Consider the following 16,354-nt stretch of genomic DNA (forward strand, 5'->3'; position numbering starts at 1 on the left):
TTGTCTCTTAGCTTGACGGACAAATGTGATTTAAAAGTGAAATTAAGTACGATAAACGATTTATTCACTTTTCGTTCACATTCATCAGTAATCCTGGGAAAGAAGCAGACAAACGAAACTAAGCCAACTGAGGTTTTAAACCAATACCCGAACTAATACGGTTCATGTTCACACTAGAAAACTATAGTTTTTTCCTATTTGGAGATTAATAAAGCTTCGTTTTAAACTTACTGATTTTTATAGGAGATATTGTTATGAATTTTAGTCCAGTTAAAAATGCAATCGGTGTCATTTCTACCCGTCAGGTAGTAACACAGGTGCTTGATGAACTAAAAGCAATTGACTTTCCCATGCATAAAATTTCTGTGTTCACTTTAGACTCTGAAGACGAAAAGTTGCACGAGGATACTAATGGGGGTAAACATCCCATAACTCCGATCGAAGGTGCTAAAGCAGGTGCAATTACAGGAGGAACAACCGGGGGCTTCCTGGCACTAACAGCCGGACTTGGCGTATTAGTTATTCCCGGTTTTGGCCCGGTATTAGCGGTTGAATCTGTGGTGGGTACACTGCTGGCGGGTGGAGCGAGTGCGATTTTTGGCAGTGTTTATGGTGCATTTCAAGGTTGGTTTGCTCCCGAAAGGCAAGCTAGACTCTGTGAGCCAAGCACCTGTCAAGAAGAATTTTTGGTGAAGGTAGAGGGAACAGCAGATGAAATCTGGCAAGCGGAATCGATCCTCAGTTATTGGGGTGTGCGGGAATGGCATATTTATGAACTTAGCAAAAGATTCTGTCATTTTAGGTTTAGCTGCCCTGACATTTGCAGTCGGATTAGGACAAGGCGAATCTTGGATTGATGTTTTCAAAGCGAGTGTGGCTCTGGTAGTCAGCGCGATTCCCGAAGGATTACCTGCAATTGTTACCGTCACTTTAGCGATCGGAGTTTCCCGGATGGCACGACGTAAGGCGATTATTCGCAAGCTACCTGCTGTAGAAACCTTGGGAAGTACCACTGTTATTTGCTCTGACAAAACTGGAACGTTAACTGAGAATCAGATGACGGTTCAAAAGATTTATGCGGGTGGGCAACATTACACCGTTAGCGGTATTGGTTATGCCCCAGACGGTGAAATCCTGATCGATCAACAGCCTGTTGATTTCAATGCAGATGGACATGTTGCTCTTTGGGAATCCCTCGAAGCAGGATTGCTCTGCAATGATTCTCATATCGAATGGGGAGATGGAGAGTGGGACTTAGTAGGAACCCCAACTGAGGGAGCATTGATTACGGCTGCCAATAAAGTGGGATTGACGCAAGCCAATCTAGAGCAAGAATTACCCAGAATAGACACCATTCCCTTTGAGTCTCAATTCCAATACATGGCGACTTTGCATAAATTAGATGCAAAGCGATCGCTGAATATGATTTATCTCAAAGGTTCTGTAGAGGCAATTCTCCAACGATGCGATCGTATGTTCGATGCTCAAGGACAACTCGCTCGTCTCAATCCTGCCGCAGTGGAACAGGAAGTTGCTGGCATGGCAAACCAAGGGTTACGAGTGCTAGCTTTTGCCAGCAAAGAAGTTGCCACTAAACGATCATTGGATCGCAATGATATTGATCGAGAACTGGTATTTCTGGGACTTCAGGGCATAATCGATCCGCCGCGTGAGGAAGCGATCGCCGCAGTAAAAGCCTGTCAATCTGCTGGAATTCAGGTGAAAATGATTACAGGCGACCACGCACTAACAGCAGCTGCGATCGCCCGTCAAATGGGAATTTGCTCCACTGAAGCACAAGTTTTCACTGGACAGCAATTAGCTCAGATGGATGAAAAAGAATTCGCTCAAGCGGCTGAACAAGGTATGGTATTTGCGCGAGTTGCTCCAGAACAAAAATTGCATCTGGTGAAAGCATTGCAGTCTCAGGGTGAAATTGTGGCCATGACTGGAGATGGTGTCAATGATGCTCCCGCTCTCAAACAGGCAGATATTGGTGTAGCGATGGGTATAGCCGGAGCAGAGGTTGCCAAAGAATCGGCGGATATGCTTCTAACTGACGATAACTTTGCCTCAATAGAAGCGGCTGTAGAGGAAGGACGTGGTGTTTATCGCAACTTGCGAAAAGCGATCGCCTTCTTGCTGCCGATTAACGTGGGAGAATCCATGACGATTTTGATTGCTATTCTCCTGGCAACTGTGCTTCCCATCTTACCAATCCAAATTCTCTGGTTGAACATGGTCAGTTCAATAGCATTGATTGCTCCCCTCGCCTTTGAGCCAAAATCTGGACAGGTGATGCAACAACCACCGCGCAACCCCAGAGAAAGACTTTTATCGGGTGGGTTACTCCAGCGCATCATCGCGATTTCCGTCTTCAATTGGGTAGTAATTTTTGGGATGTTTCAATGGATACTTCAAACTACAGGCAATGAAGCCTTGGCGCGAACGATGGCAATTAATGGGTTGGTGGCGGCAGAAGTCTTTTACCTGTTAAGTATTAGCCAGTTTTTACCATCTCTAGTCGTGAGAATGCAAGGTAAACGCACACCCGTAGCCTATGCACCTGCGATCGGAATTGTGGTTGTAGTGATTTTACAATGTCTGTTCAGTCAGTGGAGCATGATGAATCAAGTGTTTGACACCACACCTTTAACATTTATCCAAGCTCTCATTTGTATGGGTGTAGGTTTACCAGTGGTGTTTATAGCTCTCATCTTGCAGCGTTTCGATCCGCTCAACTAGGAATATAGAAGTCTGATAGTGGTTTTATCCAATCCCAAATGATTACGTTAGAGCTGCACCCAAATAAATTAAAACTCCATCAGTACATTTTGCTAGGTATGATATTTAATCTGAAAGCATTTACCTAGTAATAACCAGCTATGACCCAGAACTACCGCATTACTCTACTCCCCGGCGATGGCATTGGCCCTGAAATTATGGCAGTGGCGGTAGATGTGCTGAAAGTCGTAGGGAACCAATTCGATCTGAAGTTTGAATACCAAGAAGCCCTCATCGGTGGTGCAGCGATTGATGCCACAGGCGAACCTCTACCATCTGCCACTCTAGATACTTGTCGTAACAGTGATGCTATATTACTCGCTGCGATTGGTGGTTATAAGTGGGATTCTTTGCCATCCAATTTACGCCCAGAAGCAGGTTTGTTAGGACTACGTGCCGGTTTAGGATTATTTGCCAATTTGCGCCCAGCGAAAATTTTGCCCCAACTAATCGACGCCTCAACTTTGAAACGCGAAATTGTCGAAGGCGTGGATATTATGGTGGTCCGTGAACTCACTGGTGGGATTTACTTTGGTAAACCTAAAGGGATTTTTGCTACAGAACGCGGTGAGAAACGCGGTGTAAATACAATGGTTTACAGCGAATCGGAAATTGAACGCATTGGGCGGGTGGCTTTTGAGGCGGCTAGAAAACGCGGTGGGAAACTTTGTTCGGTGGATAAAGCCAATGTATTAGAAGTATCTCAGTTGTGGCGCGATCGCATCACTCAACTTTCTAAAGAATATCCAGATATCGAACTTTCTCATTTATATGTAGATAATGCTGCTATGCAGTTGGTACGCGCTCCCAAACAGTTCGACACCATAGTTACAGGCAACTTGTTTGGTGATATTCTCTCTGATGCTGCTGCCATGCTCACGGGTAGTATTGGAATGTTGCCTTCGGCTAGTTTAGGCGCTTCTGGGCCTGGTGTGTTTGAACCAGTCCACGGTTCCGCCCCAGATATTGCCGGACAGGATAAGGCAAATCCTCTAGCACAGGTTTTGAGTGCGGCGATGATGCTACGCTACGGTTTAGACCAACCAGAAGCGGCAAATCGGATCGAACAAGCCGTATTGCAAGTTTTAGAGCAGGGCGATCGCACAGGAGATATAATTTCTCCAGGAAAAAATCTCCTTGGTTGCCGCGCTATGGGAGACTCACTCATCCAAGCTATCGAACAAAAATAATTTTGTATAGCAACTTGGGCAATTTGGCAACCTTTGCTATAAGTTTCGGGTAGACTAAAGGGAAATCTAGCAATCAAATAACAGTCGATAGTGTACGCATTACGACAAGGTCAAGTAAATTTTACCGCCCCAAAGAACCAATCGCCTTTGATTGATCCCTCTGTAATCAGAGCTGCTGGGCAGATATACTATACTCACTGTGAAGTCCATCCCGAAATAGCTGGGCAACCTTCCGGTGTAGCAATTAATCGTGTGACTCATCGAGGTAAGGTTATTTTTACTAACCAACCAGTTTTATTACCTCAAGAATGTTTTGTGCCCTTAAGTCAAATTGAATCCCACATGTATTAGTCATTGGTCATTGGTCATTAGTCATTGACAAAGTACAAATGACAAAGCACAAATGACACAGGACAAATGACAAAGGACAAATGACTGTATGGACATTTTGTTCGCCATCCCGGCGAGTGTAATGGTCTTTGCTTTGGGTGCATCTATTGGTAGTTTTCTCAATGTTATTGTTTATCGCCTACCTGCTGGGTTGTCAATTCTTTGGCCGCCTTCTCGTTGTCCTAAATGCTTAAACCAGTTAAAAGCTTACGACAACGTACCAGTATTTGGCTGGATTTCCTTAAGAGGGCGGTGTCGATATTGCAAAAGCAAAATTTCTGTCCGTTATCCCGTGGTAGAAGGGGTAACGGGCATAATTTTTTTACTAATTTTTTTGGTATTTCAAGTTTCGACTTTAACAATAGGCTATTGGGCTTTTTGCAGTTGGTTATTAGCGCTATCACTCATCGACTTAGATACAATGACCCTACCCAATCCACTTACTCAGTCGGGTTTAGTGGTAGGGATTTTGTTTCAAATGGTAGTTGGTTTTCTACCAGAAGGTAGTTTTGTGGCATTGGTAAATCAACTTATGATCGCGATAGTTGGTGCAGTATTAGGCTTATGGCTGTTTGATGCGATCGCCCTATTGAGTTCAATTGCCTTTGGGAAAACTGCAATGGGTGCAGGTGACGCCAAGTTAGCAGCTATGATGGGAGCCTGGTTAGGCTGGAAATATTTACTCTTGGCTAGTTTTATTGGCTGTGCGCTGGGAGCATTAATTGGCATCGGTATTTTGATTATGCAGCGATCGCGACAAAAATTAGGACAAAAGATCCCTTTTGGCCCTTTTCTGGCTTTAGGATCTGTGATTACCCTGTTTAGCGGCGAAGCCATTTTGTCTAGCTACCTGCGGTTATTTTTTCCAGCCTCTTGAATTGGAGTAGGGAGCAGGGAGTGGGGAGCAGGGGAGCAGGGGAGCAGAGAAGAAGTTGCAGTAAGTTTTCCCCCTCTGCCTCTTGTGCCCAATGCCCTATACCCATACCCGATGCCCTTTCATAAGAAATATTTATAATTCGTGACTGTAACCAACATTACCCCACCTGCCCTTCACATTTTGATAATATTCAGCTTGTGACTTGTATTACCCTCTTAACGACGATTAACCGTTGGCAAGTACAACTAGTGCAACAGATGCTGATTGTTCAAAACCCAGCAATACAAATAATTGATTAGGGTGGGAGGGGGAAAGCATCTTATTTGGAGGTTGGTATTCTCATGGTTTTGTCACTACGTCCATATAATTAAGTCTGCTGAAAAAAAGAGCAAGAGACTTGTATTGGTATAAGTATTTTCGTTAAGCTGGCAACCAAAGACGAAAATTAAGGTCTGAATTGCTTAAAAACGTAGTTTAACGATGTATTCATAAATCATTAGTAAAGACAAATGATTTATGACTAAGGACAACCCAATACGGTTTGAAATGTTTTCGACCTCATACCCACTTAAAATAAAATAAAAAATGGCTAACAACGAAGAATCACGTGGTTTAAAGTCTCTATTTGATTGGTTTGCAAATCGAAGGAAGTCAGGATCTACCAGCCTCGAACGCCAAGAACGTGAAATTGCTGATGGTTTGTGGCATAAATGCTCTAAGTGTGGCGTGTTGGCATATACAAAAGACTTGAAAGCCAATCAGATGGTTTGTGTCGAATGTGGTCATCATAATCGGGTAGATAGTGATGAGCGCATCCGTCAATTGATAGATAACAATACCTGGAAACCGCTGGATGAGCATTTGCGTCCAACCGATCCGCTAGAATTTCGCGATCGCAAACTCTACAGCGATCGCTTGCGGGAAACACAAGATAAAATTGGCTTAATAGACGCGGTTAGAACTGGTTTAGGTCAAATCAATGGTTTGCCCATTGCCCTTGGAGTTATGGACTTCCGCTTCATGGGTGGTAGTATGGGTTCGGTCGTGGGAGAAAGACTCACCCGGATGATTGAGCAAGCCACTCAACGACGCTATCCTGTAGTTATCATCTGTACCTCCGGTGGCGCCAGGATGCAAGAAGGTATGCTCTCTTTGATGCAGATGGCGAAAATCTCCGCAGCCTTACAGCGCCATAAAGACGCTCGATTATTATATATTCCCGTTTTGACCAATCCGACAACGGGCGGCGTTACCGCTAGTTTTGCAATGTTGGGCGATATAATTTTGGCAGAACCCAAAGCAACCATTGGTTTTGCTGGTCGGCGAGTGATTGAGCAAACCCTGCGGGAAAAACTACCCGAAAATTTCCAGACTGCTGAAGATTTGCTCCAGCATGGTTTTGTTGATGATATCGTACCCCGTACCCAATTAAAGAACACCCTAGTCCAGCTGATTGCTCTACACCAGCCTGTACTAACAACACCTCACATGGTGTTGTGGGAAACAATGTCCTTGACTTCTACCGCCGCAGAATAAAGCAGGGGGAGCAGGGGGAGCAGGGGAGGAAGGGGAAGACAAGGAATAAAAATACTACACTATCCTCCTCATCCATCTCATCCTCTCCCTGGCTCTTGGAGAAACATAAGTGGAACCAGAGCTACTAGTCGGAATAGAGCAGAGAGGACAAACAAGCTTAGTAAACCTCCAGACTGGGCAAATTGGGCGATGAAACTGCCTATAGTTGTGCCCAAAGCACCACTTGCTCCAGCAACAGCAGCTGCGATCGCAAAATAGATAGACTGATTTTGAGTTGGTGCGATCGCCAATTGTATATTGTTGGTACACAAGTCAATCGCCGCCCAAGTACCTCCAGTCAAGATGTGTAATAGGGGCAACCACAACCAGATGTCAAGGCGATTAACACCAATCCCCAGCCAAAGCAGTGGTGTGGCTGCAACCAAAATCCCAATACAGATAAGAATGGGACGATTGCCTATTTTGTCTGCTAATTTGCCCCACACTATGAGCATCAGTAAAGTTGCCCCCGCCTGAAGACTGTTGTAGATAGTCACGTAGCTCACATCCAAATCCAGCGTGTCGAGCATATAGAGGTTAAAAAAAGGACTGCTGAGGTTAACAGCAAGTGCCCAGAAGCTGAAATACAGCAGAAATCTCAAAAAGTTAGAGTTTTTCCAGATGCTGCGATCTAATTGGTTTTGTGGAGTAGGTATATATGGTTGACAATTAGATTCAGGTACAGTATCCGCTTCATCTTTTGTAACCTCTGTCTGAATCTCACTTGTTTGAGGTAACTTGCCAGAACAAGTGTTCTGCGCTCGCGGATTCATGTCCACCTGAAAGTATTGACACCCCAATCCCACAATTCCAAACACAATACCTACCAGTAGAACTACTCCATAACCTTGTAGAGATCCCCCATACCAATGTGATACAAATAGACCGGCCATTGGTACGCAAACCAAATTGGTGAGGCTAGCAGCACTATTGCGTATTCCAAAATACCTGCCTCGCAATTGCCGGGGAACGATCGTTGCCACCCAACTTAGCCACGATGCCGCTCCTAATCCTCCCAAAAGATTGCTGAATAGGACAATCAAGAGTGTCAATATCACTAACTGGTGAGTATTAATCACTCCCAAGCTTACGCCTACAATACCTATTACTAGAACCAGCCATGACAGCCGACCAATTCCGTGTGTCCGAAGAGAATATTGAAAACGGCTGGTACTGCGTTCAGACAAGTAAGCACCCAACGGCTGAATGAGATTGACCAACATAGGGATAGAGCAAAGCATCCCAAATACCACTGGACTAGCACCCAATTCCACCAAGAAATTGCTGAGTAAAATCCCGCCAGTTCCAAGGGAGTAAACCGCTGCTAAGACAGAATCCGCAGTGGAAGCTTTTAAACTAGTGCGAATAGTATCCTTGGGAATTCGAGAAATTGCTGTTGGTGGTGAGGCAATCTGGTTAAATTCTAGAGTCAGTGGCGCAGTTGTTTCAATCTGAACAGAATCCATAAACATAGATTATGGGTGAAGTATCCTCAGATAAATCAGGTTGCAAAGGAATTCAGTATGCTTGAATTAGCATTGCTGATAATTTTTTGTTATTTTAGCTTGCAATTTTGAGCAAAAATTTCAAATAAGTAAAATATCATTCCTTAATAACACAAGGTATAAGCGAGGAAAGAGAATATTATTTGTTTGTGAACAATAAAGGATTATTTAATTTTTTAGCATTGGTGATGGCGATCGCGATCGCCATTAGTAGCAGGAGTTAATTATGCTACACCGTGGCAGGTAGGGAAATATCCAAGTGCGATCGTCAATAACTTTGATAACCAGTTTGTCAGCGCCTTGTTGGGACAACAACCATTAAAACAAGCAATGCTGAAGGCAGAAAATGAGGCTAATCAGCAAATTAGGGCGATGGAGTAATACTTAGTCTAAGCAATCTTTGCTTGCCTCTACCAAATCACTTCTTGTCCATTCCTCGGTTGGTGTAGTTAAATCCTCAAAGTACTTCACTTTACCGCGCATCTCTCCAAATAGCTCCTCTGTTGAAGGTGTTTGTGCGTATTTGGAAATTTTCACGACTGGCTTACCGCGATCGGTAACTACAATTTCTTCTCCTTCTGACTCTACAAGTCGTAAGAACTCAATAAGTTGAGATTTGAGTTTACTTTTGGAAATTGATTTCATAATAACCGTAGTCATGACTATAGTCATATTTTAATAGGACATAGCATGAACTATTACTTAAAAACGCTGTATTTATTCAGTAAACCAGCGACGCACGGAACCATCCAAGCCATAATAAGCGGATTTGAACTGCTTCATAGCGGCTACGTACTGAGATAACATCAGTACTACATCACTATTTTGAGGGATATCATCCTCATCAATGAGATCAAGATAGTCAAGCGATATTTCCGAATCTAATACTTTACGACAGCTTTCTAGAAGTCTGTTGACAATTTTTACCTTATTCTTGCTCAACACAGCCTCTGGCTTTTTCTTGCTCAGTTCTTTAAATTCTATATGCATGGCATCTATTAGAGGCATTGTAACTTCATGCAGTTCAGCTTTCACTAAGCTTGTCTGTTTTTGATCTATTTTCATAATAATAATTTATTCTCTTAAGCGCTTTGGACGAGTTTAAACTTATTAACTGCATTATTAGGAGATTTTTTAGATAAGACAGAAATTTCTTCGTAAATACCTTGAAGTTGTCCCGATAGTTTTTCAAACTCATCAACATCTTTACGCTTCATCTATTTCACCTTTCAAGAAGGACAAGCTCGACGGAAATCCACATACTTCTTTTTGAGAACATCAATTGGTGAGCGCTGCTTACTCTCAAAAATATTAACCATTAACGAGATATCCTCATCTGTAAGCGTAATAATACATCGCCTTTGCCCAGACCATAAATCAATAGTATTGCCGAACATCGCTTTTGAGAGAGGGTTTCTTGTCACGAGAACACCAAACTTACCAAGACCAGAATCAAGATATCTATTAAGTTGGTTAATGTGTTCACGCTCGATTGACTTGACGTTCTTTAACTCAAAAACAAGCTGTCTATTGCCATAGCCTTGATAAATCTCTTGAAGAAAATCAATTGACCTATTATTGTAAAAAATGAGGTCTCGAATTAATCTTCCAGATTCTGTACGGCTCTGCTTTGCTGCAAAGTCAAGGTCTGGATAGAAAAGCGATGCAAGAAGTTGACAGATGTAATCTTCGTATTTCATGTCTGCTTCATCCGTTTTTCCTGTTGGTAGCTTTTGTATTTCACCTAATTTCCGTTTAGCAGACAAGACGGGAATCTGTTTAAAAAGCGGATCGTTTTTACAGTCGTCTTGAGTTCGCTCTTTTATCTTGATATATTCCTGAACAATGCCATAATTCTCTCTATTGAAGTTTAGAACCTTAACACGTTCTTCTGGTTCACCAGGATTAAAAATTTCATCACGAGGACAGTAATCCTTAAAATAGTCTTCAAAGTTGATCCAAGGAGAAAATTTTAGCCATCTCTTAGGAACAAATATTAAAGGCTCTTTAGTTTCAGGATTCACAGGTAATGTAATTTCCTGATCTCGGACAAATGAGTTTTTACGGTAATCATAAATTCCATAAATAACAGCTTTATGAATTGGTATTCCTACTTGATCGCATTGTTGTATTGTAAAGTCTATCAGAAATGATTTAATAAAGTTACAACAAATATCACTTATCCGATCTTTCGCAATTCCATCTACATAAAACTGGATTTCTTCAAAGTGAACAAATCCATATTTTCCATACTCAGGAATTTTCTGAAAGAGAGAGATAATTTCATCTGCTTTATTACGACTAATTTTTATACCTTTTCGTTTTTTTGACAATCCAAGTCCAACCTCTTGGCATTCAGATGCAAGAATGAGGATGTCACGAGCCTGATCTATTTTGCCTTTCTGAACAAGAAAGTTTAGGTTATTAAAGGAATTAATTATAGAGGTATGAAGTGATTGGTCTTGTTGTGAGGGAGACTTCCATAAAAGAAAAGGGTCAACGTAAAGGGGAATATCTTCATCTAGAAATGCTATGGCAAAATCTAGCTGTCCTTGGGTTGCTGAAATGCCGTGGTAATCAATTATTCTTGGGTGGATGATCCCCATTTGCTATTTTTGTCTACGTATAATTGACTATTATAATGTCAAATAATTTTTGTGTCATGACTACAACTTCTCCCCTCGAAGGTTTTATCTCATTTCGTGGTCATCAGGTATGGTATTGCGTTGTCAAACCAGACCAAGAAGATTCTGGCAAGTTACCCCTGTTGTGTCTTCATGGAGGCCCAGGAGTACCCCACGACTACTTATAACCTGATTGGGACTTTTCAACTTTTTGACCAGTCTTACATCTTTTCTGGCGGTACTGGCGGGCCGAACAACGCTACCTTAACTGTGGTGCTGTTGATTTATCAAGCTGTGTTTCGGAATTTACAAATGGGATATGCAGCTGCGATCGCATTTTTGTTAACAGCAGCGATCGTTGCCATCACTTTGATTCAGGGGCAACTTTTCGGAGGCAAACGAATTTGACTAACACCTCTGGCTTATCCTGGTTCAAAGCCCTGTTATACGTCTTGCTGACTATGCCATCATTACCCTAATACCCTTTCTCTGGGCACTTTCAGCATCATTTAAACCGCTAACAGAGATTGTCGGCGGTGAACCCAACTTTCTCCCCAAAAATTTTACTCTCGGTAACTACAGACAAATCTTTCTCCAAGAACCGCTGTTTTGGCGCTGGTTGTTTAACAGTGTAGCGATCGCTCTCAGCGTTACACTTTTAAACTTATTGTTAAATTCAATGGCAGGTTATGCCTTAGCAAGACTGCGCTTTGTAGGCAAACGCTTTTGGTTTTTCCTAATTTTGGCAGTACTAGCACTACCAGCGCAAATCACCCTGATTCCCACATTTTTGATTTTGAAAGCGATGTCTACGACGGGCTACGCTTACGGCTGGCTAGAATTCTTACCAAGGCATGATTGTTAATAGCATGGTGAATGCCACTTTTATCTTCATGATGCGGCAGTTTTTTGTTAATTTTCCTAAAGAACTAGAAGAAGCAGCTCAACTCGATGGCTTAAATACTTTTGGAATTTTTCGACACATTGTCTTACCTTTGGCAAAACCAGCACTAGCAGCACAGGCGGTTTTTGTGTTCATGGGGAGTTGGAATAATTTTTTACTGCCTATAGTTATCCTATTTGACCCAGAAATGTTTACCCTCCCCTTGGGCTGAACACCTTCAAAGGTCAATACATCAGCTATTAGAACTACATTATGGCGGCTTCTATGGTCTTCACTCTGCCCGCTTTAGGTATTTACGCCTTTTTTAACCGTTACTTTATTCAAAGCGTCACCTTTACCGGGGGAAAAGGTTAATAGGCATTAGTCAAAAGTTAAAAATTCTTCCCCTGCTTCCCCTACTTCCCCCTACTCTCTTTCCCCTCCCATTCCCCAAACAGTATTTTGGGCAACAAATTGCACTCCTAACGTGATATTGGTATTACAGCGACTCAATCTCTATCTATCAGTAAACAAGCATTATGGGTTTTGCAGACCTATCGATCGCAGAGATAGCAGCTGACTACAGCATTCCTGTAGAACAAGTGTTTTCTCTGTGCAACCAACTGGGAATCGCCTACAAACACCAAAAGACCCGTTTGGCGTTAGAAGATGCAAAGGCAATTATTTCCCAAATATCCTCTGAAATATGCCCTAAAGGTACTAACGACTTGGTGAACGATCGCGAAGTCACCTGAAGGGTTATCTCAGAACTTTGGCTAATAACTGATAGCTAATGATAAAAAACAATGAGTCATTAGCAATTAGCAGCTTGGAGATTGAGAATCGCGTTCTTAGCTGTGTTGAGCGTCAAAATCTTTAAGGGGAAACATGTTTATAAGACTAATTGGCGTTGTTGTGGCTACTGTTTTACTCTCGTTTCAGTTGATTGTCGGTAGCGCGACAGCAGTGGAACTAGACAAAGCTACCCGAACAGTGCCATTAAATACTCAGGGTGATACCGTTGTACTCAGCCTTAAACAAGTCAAAGAAGGCAAACGCTTATTTAATTACGCTTGCGCCCAATGTCATGCTGGTGGAGTTACTAAGACAAATCAAAACGTCGGACTCACTCCAGAGGACTTGGCACTAGCAACACCTAACCGTAACAACATTGAAGGTTTAGTAGATTACCTCAAAAATCCCACTACTTACGACGGGGAAGAAGAGATTTCCGAAATACACCCCAGTCTCAAAAGCGCAGATATTTTCACAGCAGTGCGAAATCTGACGGATGATGACTTGGAGGCGATCGCCGGTCATATTCTCTTACAACCCAAAATCGTTGGTACTAAGTGGGGAGGCGGAAAAATCTATTACTAAATCCCGGAACTGAGTCATTGGGAATAGGGTATTGGGCATTGGGAATAGGGCATTGGGAAGAATTCAGTCTCCATTCCCCATTCCCCATTCCATATTTCCTATTCCCCACTTACTACTAATTGGACGGCTTTTTGCAATAAATTGCTCTCCATTATTAAAAAAAAATATATCTATGACAGATTGTCATACTTTGGCGTTAATTTTATTTAAAATGAGAAAGGGAAAAAAATTGTTTGTTAGGAGAGAGCTATGAAATTAATTTCGGCAAGCTGGCGACGCCTTAGTTTAGCTGTGTTGACAATCCTTTTAGTTGTTAGCAGCTTTGCTGTTTTTACTCCCAGTGCTTCAGCTGAAACCTACAAAGTGAAATTGGGTAGTGATAAAGGAATGCTGGCATTTGAACCGAAAAAGTTGACAATTAAACCAGGTGACACTATTGAATGGGTGAACAATAAAGTTCCTCCCCATAATGTTGTGTTTGATAATGCCAAAAACCCCACTAAGAGTGCCGATTTAGCTAAATCTCTGTCTCATAAGAAGTTGCTCATGAGTCCTGGTCAAAAGGAAACAACCACCTTTGCAGCAGACGCACCTGCTGGTGACTACACCTTCTACTGTGAACCTCATCGTGGTGCTGGTATGGTTGGTACAATCACTGTCCAAAGCTAGAAACACCAGCGTTTGACACGAGATGATTACTCAGTGAAATTAGCTCATCGCCACACGCTACACTCCTAGAGTGACGCATAAAATGCAGAAATGGCGGTAACGAGTTCTATCCTTTCCTAAGACGCTAAACAATCTGTAGCGTTCGAGGAGTGAACTTGTTACCGCCAATTTTGATCAAATTTGACTTAATCAGGGATTAATCGCGTTTATACTCTTGCTGGAGGCTTGTTGCGAGGAAATACTGTTGAGAATACTTTTATTAATTCTACTGTCCGCGATCGCCCTATTCAAATTCACATTCATTAGTCCAGCACTAGCTGCGGAAACATCCAACGGTGCGAAAATTTTCGAGGCTAACTGCGCTTCTTGCCATATAGGTGGCGGTAACATCCTTATCAGCCAGAAAACCTTGAAAAAGGAAGCATTGTCAAAGTACCTAGAAAATTACAATCAAGACTCAATCCAGGCGATTATCCACCAAGTGCAAAATGGTAAAAATGCTATGCCTGCCTTTAAAGACAAGTTAAGTTCTGAAGAGATTCTGGAGGTAGCTGCTTACGTTTTTCAAAATGCGGAACAAGGCTGGTAAAGTAGCTATATTGTATAGTTTTTGTGGTGTGAGCGTTTGCCTATCATTTAGTTACTGACAAGCTAGACGCTCACCCCAAAACATTGGAGAATTTCTAAATTAAGTATTATGTATGACGAACTAGCGATCGCTAATTTGTCAACTATAAAAAACAATATTTTAAACCCAAAACCCTGTAGAGACGCGATAAATCGCGTCTTGAAACTACACTAATAACCCTTAACTCAAACGTATTGTATTTTAAATAGGACTTATGCAAAAAATAGTCGAAAAGAATGATTCAGGTAGGCTTTTTTATCAGACGCTGCAAATGCATCTAGATAAATCACCCCTACCTGAATCCAAAATCATCAACGGGCGATTATTTATTCTGGATTAGACTTTTGTCTGTTTTCCTTGACTTCGCGTAACCGTTCTACTAATTTTTTATCTGATTCAGCAGCAGATGTAGACTGACCCTGATTGATTTTCGGCAACAATAAAGGTTCAGAAGTAGTAGCTGCCGATGAAGGCGTAGACTGGTTATTTTTAATTTGCAGTTCAGATAATGGTTTGGGAGTAGCTGCTGGTGTAATTAATGGTTTGAGAGTACCTGTTGGTGAGGACGTAGGCGGGTTATTTCTGATTTGTAAATCAGGTAATGGTTTAAAAGTAGCTGCTGGTGAGGGGGTAATCTGATTGTTATTGATTCCCGGTGCAGATAATGACGAGGGGTTTTGCTCTTGAGTAGTCCCAGTAAGATTGCTCGTGCTGTTTTGGAAACGTAGGTTAAATGGATAGGAACTAATCTGTTTATCTCCCTTGGGGGATTGCTTGTTGAAGTATTGCCTTGCTTTTAATTGCAATTCCGGGGAAATTAACTTGTCTTGAAATTTGATATCTAAGACTTTACCATCAGGATCTACAACCAATACTCCCAAAACAGCACCTTGAAGATTTGACTTATTCGTGGATAATGTTTGACGGATGACTGGTTTTTGTTCAGCGTTGGGGTATTGTTGCTGGACTTCCTTTCTCAGGTTGGCGTAAGAGTCTAGCTGTGCAATTGTCTGTTGAGTTCCCTTCGGTGATAAATCAGCTGTTTGTAGCGTGCTTCCCCTAGTTCCAATTAAAGTATCCCCATTCCTTGGAGCTTGTTTTAGAGAATTTATCAGCGGGTTTTGAGCAATTGTAGACGACGCACTAGGAATTGGTTGCGTCATTGGCTGCGAAGTCGGATTTACCTGTGCCGTTGCAACGGGTGTACTGTCAGATAAGATTGGAGGCTGGGGATTCCGCAGCATATCAGCAGGTATTTGCTGCGACTGCAATTCTGGCAATCTATTTATAGCTAGCGGCTTAGGTGGCTCGTATTTGGCAACACTCTCATTCACATTTACACGAGGAACTGGTTGAGAGAATCTGGCGCTGGTATTAAATTTAGAACTATCAAATTTAGAAGCATCAAACCGCAAATTATCACTAGGAATCATCCGCAAAGATTGCCTTGTAGGCAAGGAAGAGACTCGATAGTTATTTGATGATGCGGGTAGCGGAGGTAATACCAACTGGCTGGATGGCGATGGCGCTAATGGGGTTAATCCCGGTTGGAGACTAAAGTTTGAAGCAGCAAGTGGGGCGACTGGAGGTAATTGTTGTAAACCAATTTGGGGGGTGCTTTGCGGCAAACGGTTTTGGTCAGCTTGGCTCAATTCCAAAAGTCCGACTGTTTTGGCTGATGCTGTTTCTTTGGGCTTGTTAGACTCCATCGGCATCAATGGTACGATCATGGCGATCGCACCGTGGATACCAAGGGAAGCTATAGCTGCTATCCCAATTGGCTGGCTTAAGATTTCTGGTATATTTTTCAGCAGAGAGACGTAAGACATGGCTGTTATCGTTCACTCAC

Annotated in this window: 17 protein-coding genes and 4 pseudogenes; 15 read left to right on the top strand and 6 right to left on the bottom strand. The window is 42.4% G+C overall.

Annotated features, from left to right (window positions below; all coding sequences use genetic code 11):
• Positions 1 to 254 precede the first annotated feature (254 nt).
• From V7K44_RS10645 to accD, 6 genes and pseudogenes are all read left to right on the top strand, one after another.
• On the top strand, positions 255 to 857 hold the full coding sequence (locus V7K44_RS10645; protein WP_334931244.1) for a hypothetical protein: 603 nt from the start codon (positions 255 to 257) through the stop codon (positions 855 to 857).
• Positions 793 to 2,745: pseudogene (locus V7K44_RS10650) on the top strand (cation-translocating P-type ATPase); the annotation flags it as partial. The gene V7K44_RS10645 and the pseudogene V7K44_RS10650, both read left to right, overlap by 65 nt.
• Positions 2,746 to 2,885: 140 nt before the next feature.
• Positions 2,886 to 3,974 carry a 3-isopropylmalate dehydrogenase gene (gene leuB / locus V7K44_RS10655; protein WP_334931246.1) on the top strand — a complete coding sequence of 363 codons (1,089 nt, stop codon included), beginning with the start codon at positions 2,886 to 2,888 and terminating at the stop codon, positions 3,972 to 3,974.
• A gap of 90 nt (positions 3,975 to 4,064) precedes the next feature.
• Positions 4,065 to 4,325, top strand: coding sequence for a hypothetical protein (locus V7K44_RS10660; RefSeq protein ID WP_094347451.1), 261 nt, complete (start codon positions 4,065 to 4,067; stop codon positions 4,323 to 4,325).
• Positions 4,326 to 4,413: 88 nt separating this feature from the next.
• Positions 4,414 to 5,241, top strand: coding sequence for a prepilin peptidase (locus tag V7K44_RS10665; protein WP_334931248.1), 828 nt, complete (start codon positions 4,414 to 4,416; stop codon positions 5,239 to 5,241).
• A 585-nt stretch (positions 5,242 to 5,826) separates the two neighbouring features.
• The gene (gene accD / locus V7K44_RS10670) at positions 5,827 to 6,777 is read left to right on the top strand and encodes an acetyl-CoA carboxylase, carboxyltransferase subunit beta (RefSeq protein WP_334823390.1); all 951 of its coding nucleotides are present in this window, start codon (positions 5,827 to 5,829) and stop codon (positions 6,775 to 6,777) included.
• Between the two features lie 77 nt (positions 6,778 to 6,854).
• On the opposite strand, the gene V7K44_RS10675 is transcribed toward accD, so the two are convergent.
• Positions 6,855 to 8,282, bottom strand: coding sequence for an MFS transporter (locus tag V7K44_RS10675; RefSeq protein ID WP_334931250.1), 1,428 nt, complete (start codon positions 8,280 to 8,282; stop codon positions 6,855 to 6,857).
• A 237-nt stretch (positions 8,283 to 8,519) separates the two neighbouring features.
• Here V7K44_RS10675 and V7K44_RS10680 point away from each other — a divergent pair.
• A pseudogene (locus tag V7K44_RS10680) lies at positions 8,520 to 8,702 on the top strand (ABC transporter substrate-binding protein); the annotation flags it as partial.
• Positions 8,703 to 8,705: 3 nt separating this feature from the next.
• Here the strand turns inward: V7K44_RS10680 and V7K44_RS10685 are convergent.
• From V7K44_RS10685 to V7K44_RS10700, 4 genes are read right to left on the bottom strand one after another with little or no spacing between them, the layout of a single operon-like run.
• Positions 8,706 to 8,981: a type II toxin-antitoxin system Phd/YefM family antitoxin gene (locus V7K44_RS10685; RefSeq protein WP_334931252.1), complete on the bottom strand. Its 276-nt coding sequence runs from the start codon at positions 8,979 to 8,981 to the stop codon at positions 8,706 to 8,708.
• 57 nt (positions 8,982 to 9,038) lie between these two features.
• Positions 9,039 to 9,386: a hypothetical protein gene (locus V7K44_RS10690; protein ID WP_334931254.1), complete on the bottom strand. Its 348-nt coding sequence runs from the start codon at positions 9,384 to 9,386 to the stop codon at positions 9,039 to 9,041.
• A gap of 17 nt (positions 9,387 to 9,403) precedes the next feature.
• Entirely contained in the window at positions 9,404 to 9,538 is a 135-nt protein-coding gene (locus V7K44_RS10695; RefSeq protein ID WP_334931256.1) for a hypothetical protein, read from the bottom strand.
• Positions 9,539 to 9,550: 12 nt separating this feature from the next.
• Complete coding sequence (locus tag V7K44_RS10700) at positions 9,551 to 10,927, bottom strand: hypothetical protein (RefSeq protein WP_334931258.1); 1,377 nt, start codon at positions 10,925 to 10,927, stop codon at positions 9,551 to 9,553.
• A 56-nt stretch (positions 10,928 to 10,983) separates the two neighbouring features.
• Here V7K44_RS10700 and V7K44_RS10705 point away from each other — a divergent pair, with 56 nt between their 5' ends.
• From V7K44_RS10705 to V7K44_RS10740, 8 genes and pseudogenes are all read left to right on the top strand, one after another.
• Positions 10,984 to 11,133 carry a hypothetical protein gene (locus tag V7K44_RS10705; protein WP_334931260.1) on the top strand — a complete coding sequence of 50 codons (150 nt, stop codon included), beginning with the start codon at positions 10,984 to 10,986 and terminating at the stop codon, positions 11,131 to 11,133.
• Between the two features lies 1 nt (position 11,134).
• Positions 11,135 to 11,353: pseudogene (locus V7K44_RS10710) on the top strand (sugar ABC transporter permease); the annotation flags it as partial.
• Positions 11,350 to 12,203: pseudogene (locus tag V7K44_RS10715) on the top strand (carbohydrate ABC transporter permease). The pseudogenes V7K44_RS10710 and V7K44_RS10715, both read left to right, overlap by 4 nt.
• A 164-nt stretch (positions 12,204 to 12,367) precedes the next feature.
• Positions 12,368 to 12,583, top strand: a complete 216-nt coding sequence (locus V7K44_RS10720) for a hypothetical protein (RefSeq protein ID WP_334931262.1) — start codon at positions 12,368 to 12,370, stop codon at positions 12,581 to 12,583.
• A gap of 133 nt (positions 12,584 to 12,716) precedes the next feature.
• Positions 12,717 to 13,208, top strand: coding sequence for a photosystem II cytochrome c-550 (gene psbV / locus V7K44_RS10725; protein WP_104908421.1), 492 nt, complete (start codon positions 12,717 to 12,719; stop codon positions 13,206 to 13,208).
• A gap of 249 nt (positions 13,209 to 13,457) precedes the next feature.
• Positions 13,458 to 13,877 (top strand): plastocyanin, encoded by a 420-nt coding sequence (gene petE, locus V7K44_RS10730; RefSeq protein WP_334931264.1) that lies wholly within the window; start codon positions 13,458 to 13,460, stop codon positions 13,875 to 13,877.
• 244 nt (positions 13,878 to 14,121) lie between these two features.
• Positions 14,122 to 14,466, top strand: a complete 345-nt coding sequence (petJ, locus tag V7K44_RS10735) for a cytochrome c6 PetJ (protein WP_099100729.1) — start codon at positions 14,122 to 14,124, stop codon at positions 14,464 to 14,466.
• A 253-nt stretch (positions 14,467 to 14,719) separates the two neighbouring features.
• Positions 14,720 to 14,845, top strand: a complete 126-nt coding sequence (locus V7K44_RS10740; protein ID WP_334931266.1) for a hypothetical protein — start codon at positions 14,720 to 14,722, stop codon at positions 14,843 to 14,845.
• Here V7K44_RS10740 and V7K44_RS10745 read toward each other — a convergent pair.
• The gene (locus V7K44_RS10745; RefSeq protein WP_334931268.1) at positions 14,832 to 16,334 is read right to left on the bottom strand and encodes a hypothetical protein; all 1,503 of its coding nucleotides are present in this window, start codon (positions 16,332 to 16,334) and stop codon (positions 14,832 to 14,834) included. The two genes, V7K44_RS10740 and V7K44_RS10745, sit on opposite strands and share 14 nt — an antisense overlap.
• Positions 16,335 to 16,354 lie beyond the last annotated feature (20 nt).

The sequence above is a fragment of the Nostoc sp. genome (genome assembly GCF_036917235.1).
GTDB lineage: Bacteria > Cyanobacteriota > Cyanobacteriia > Cyanobacteriales > Nostocaceae > Nostoc.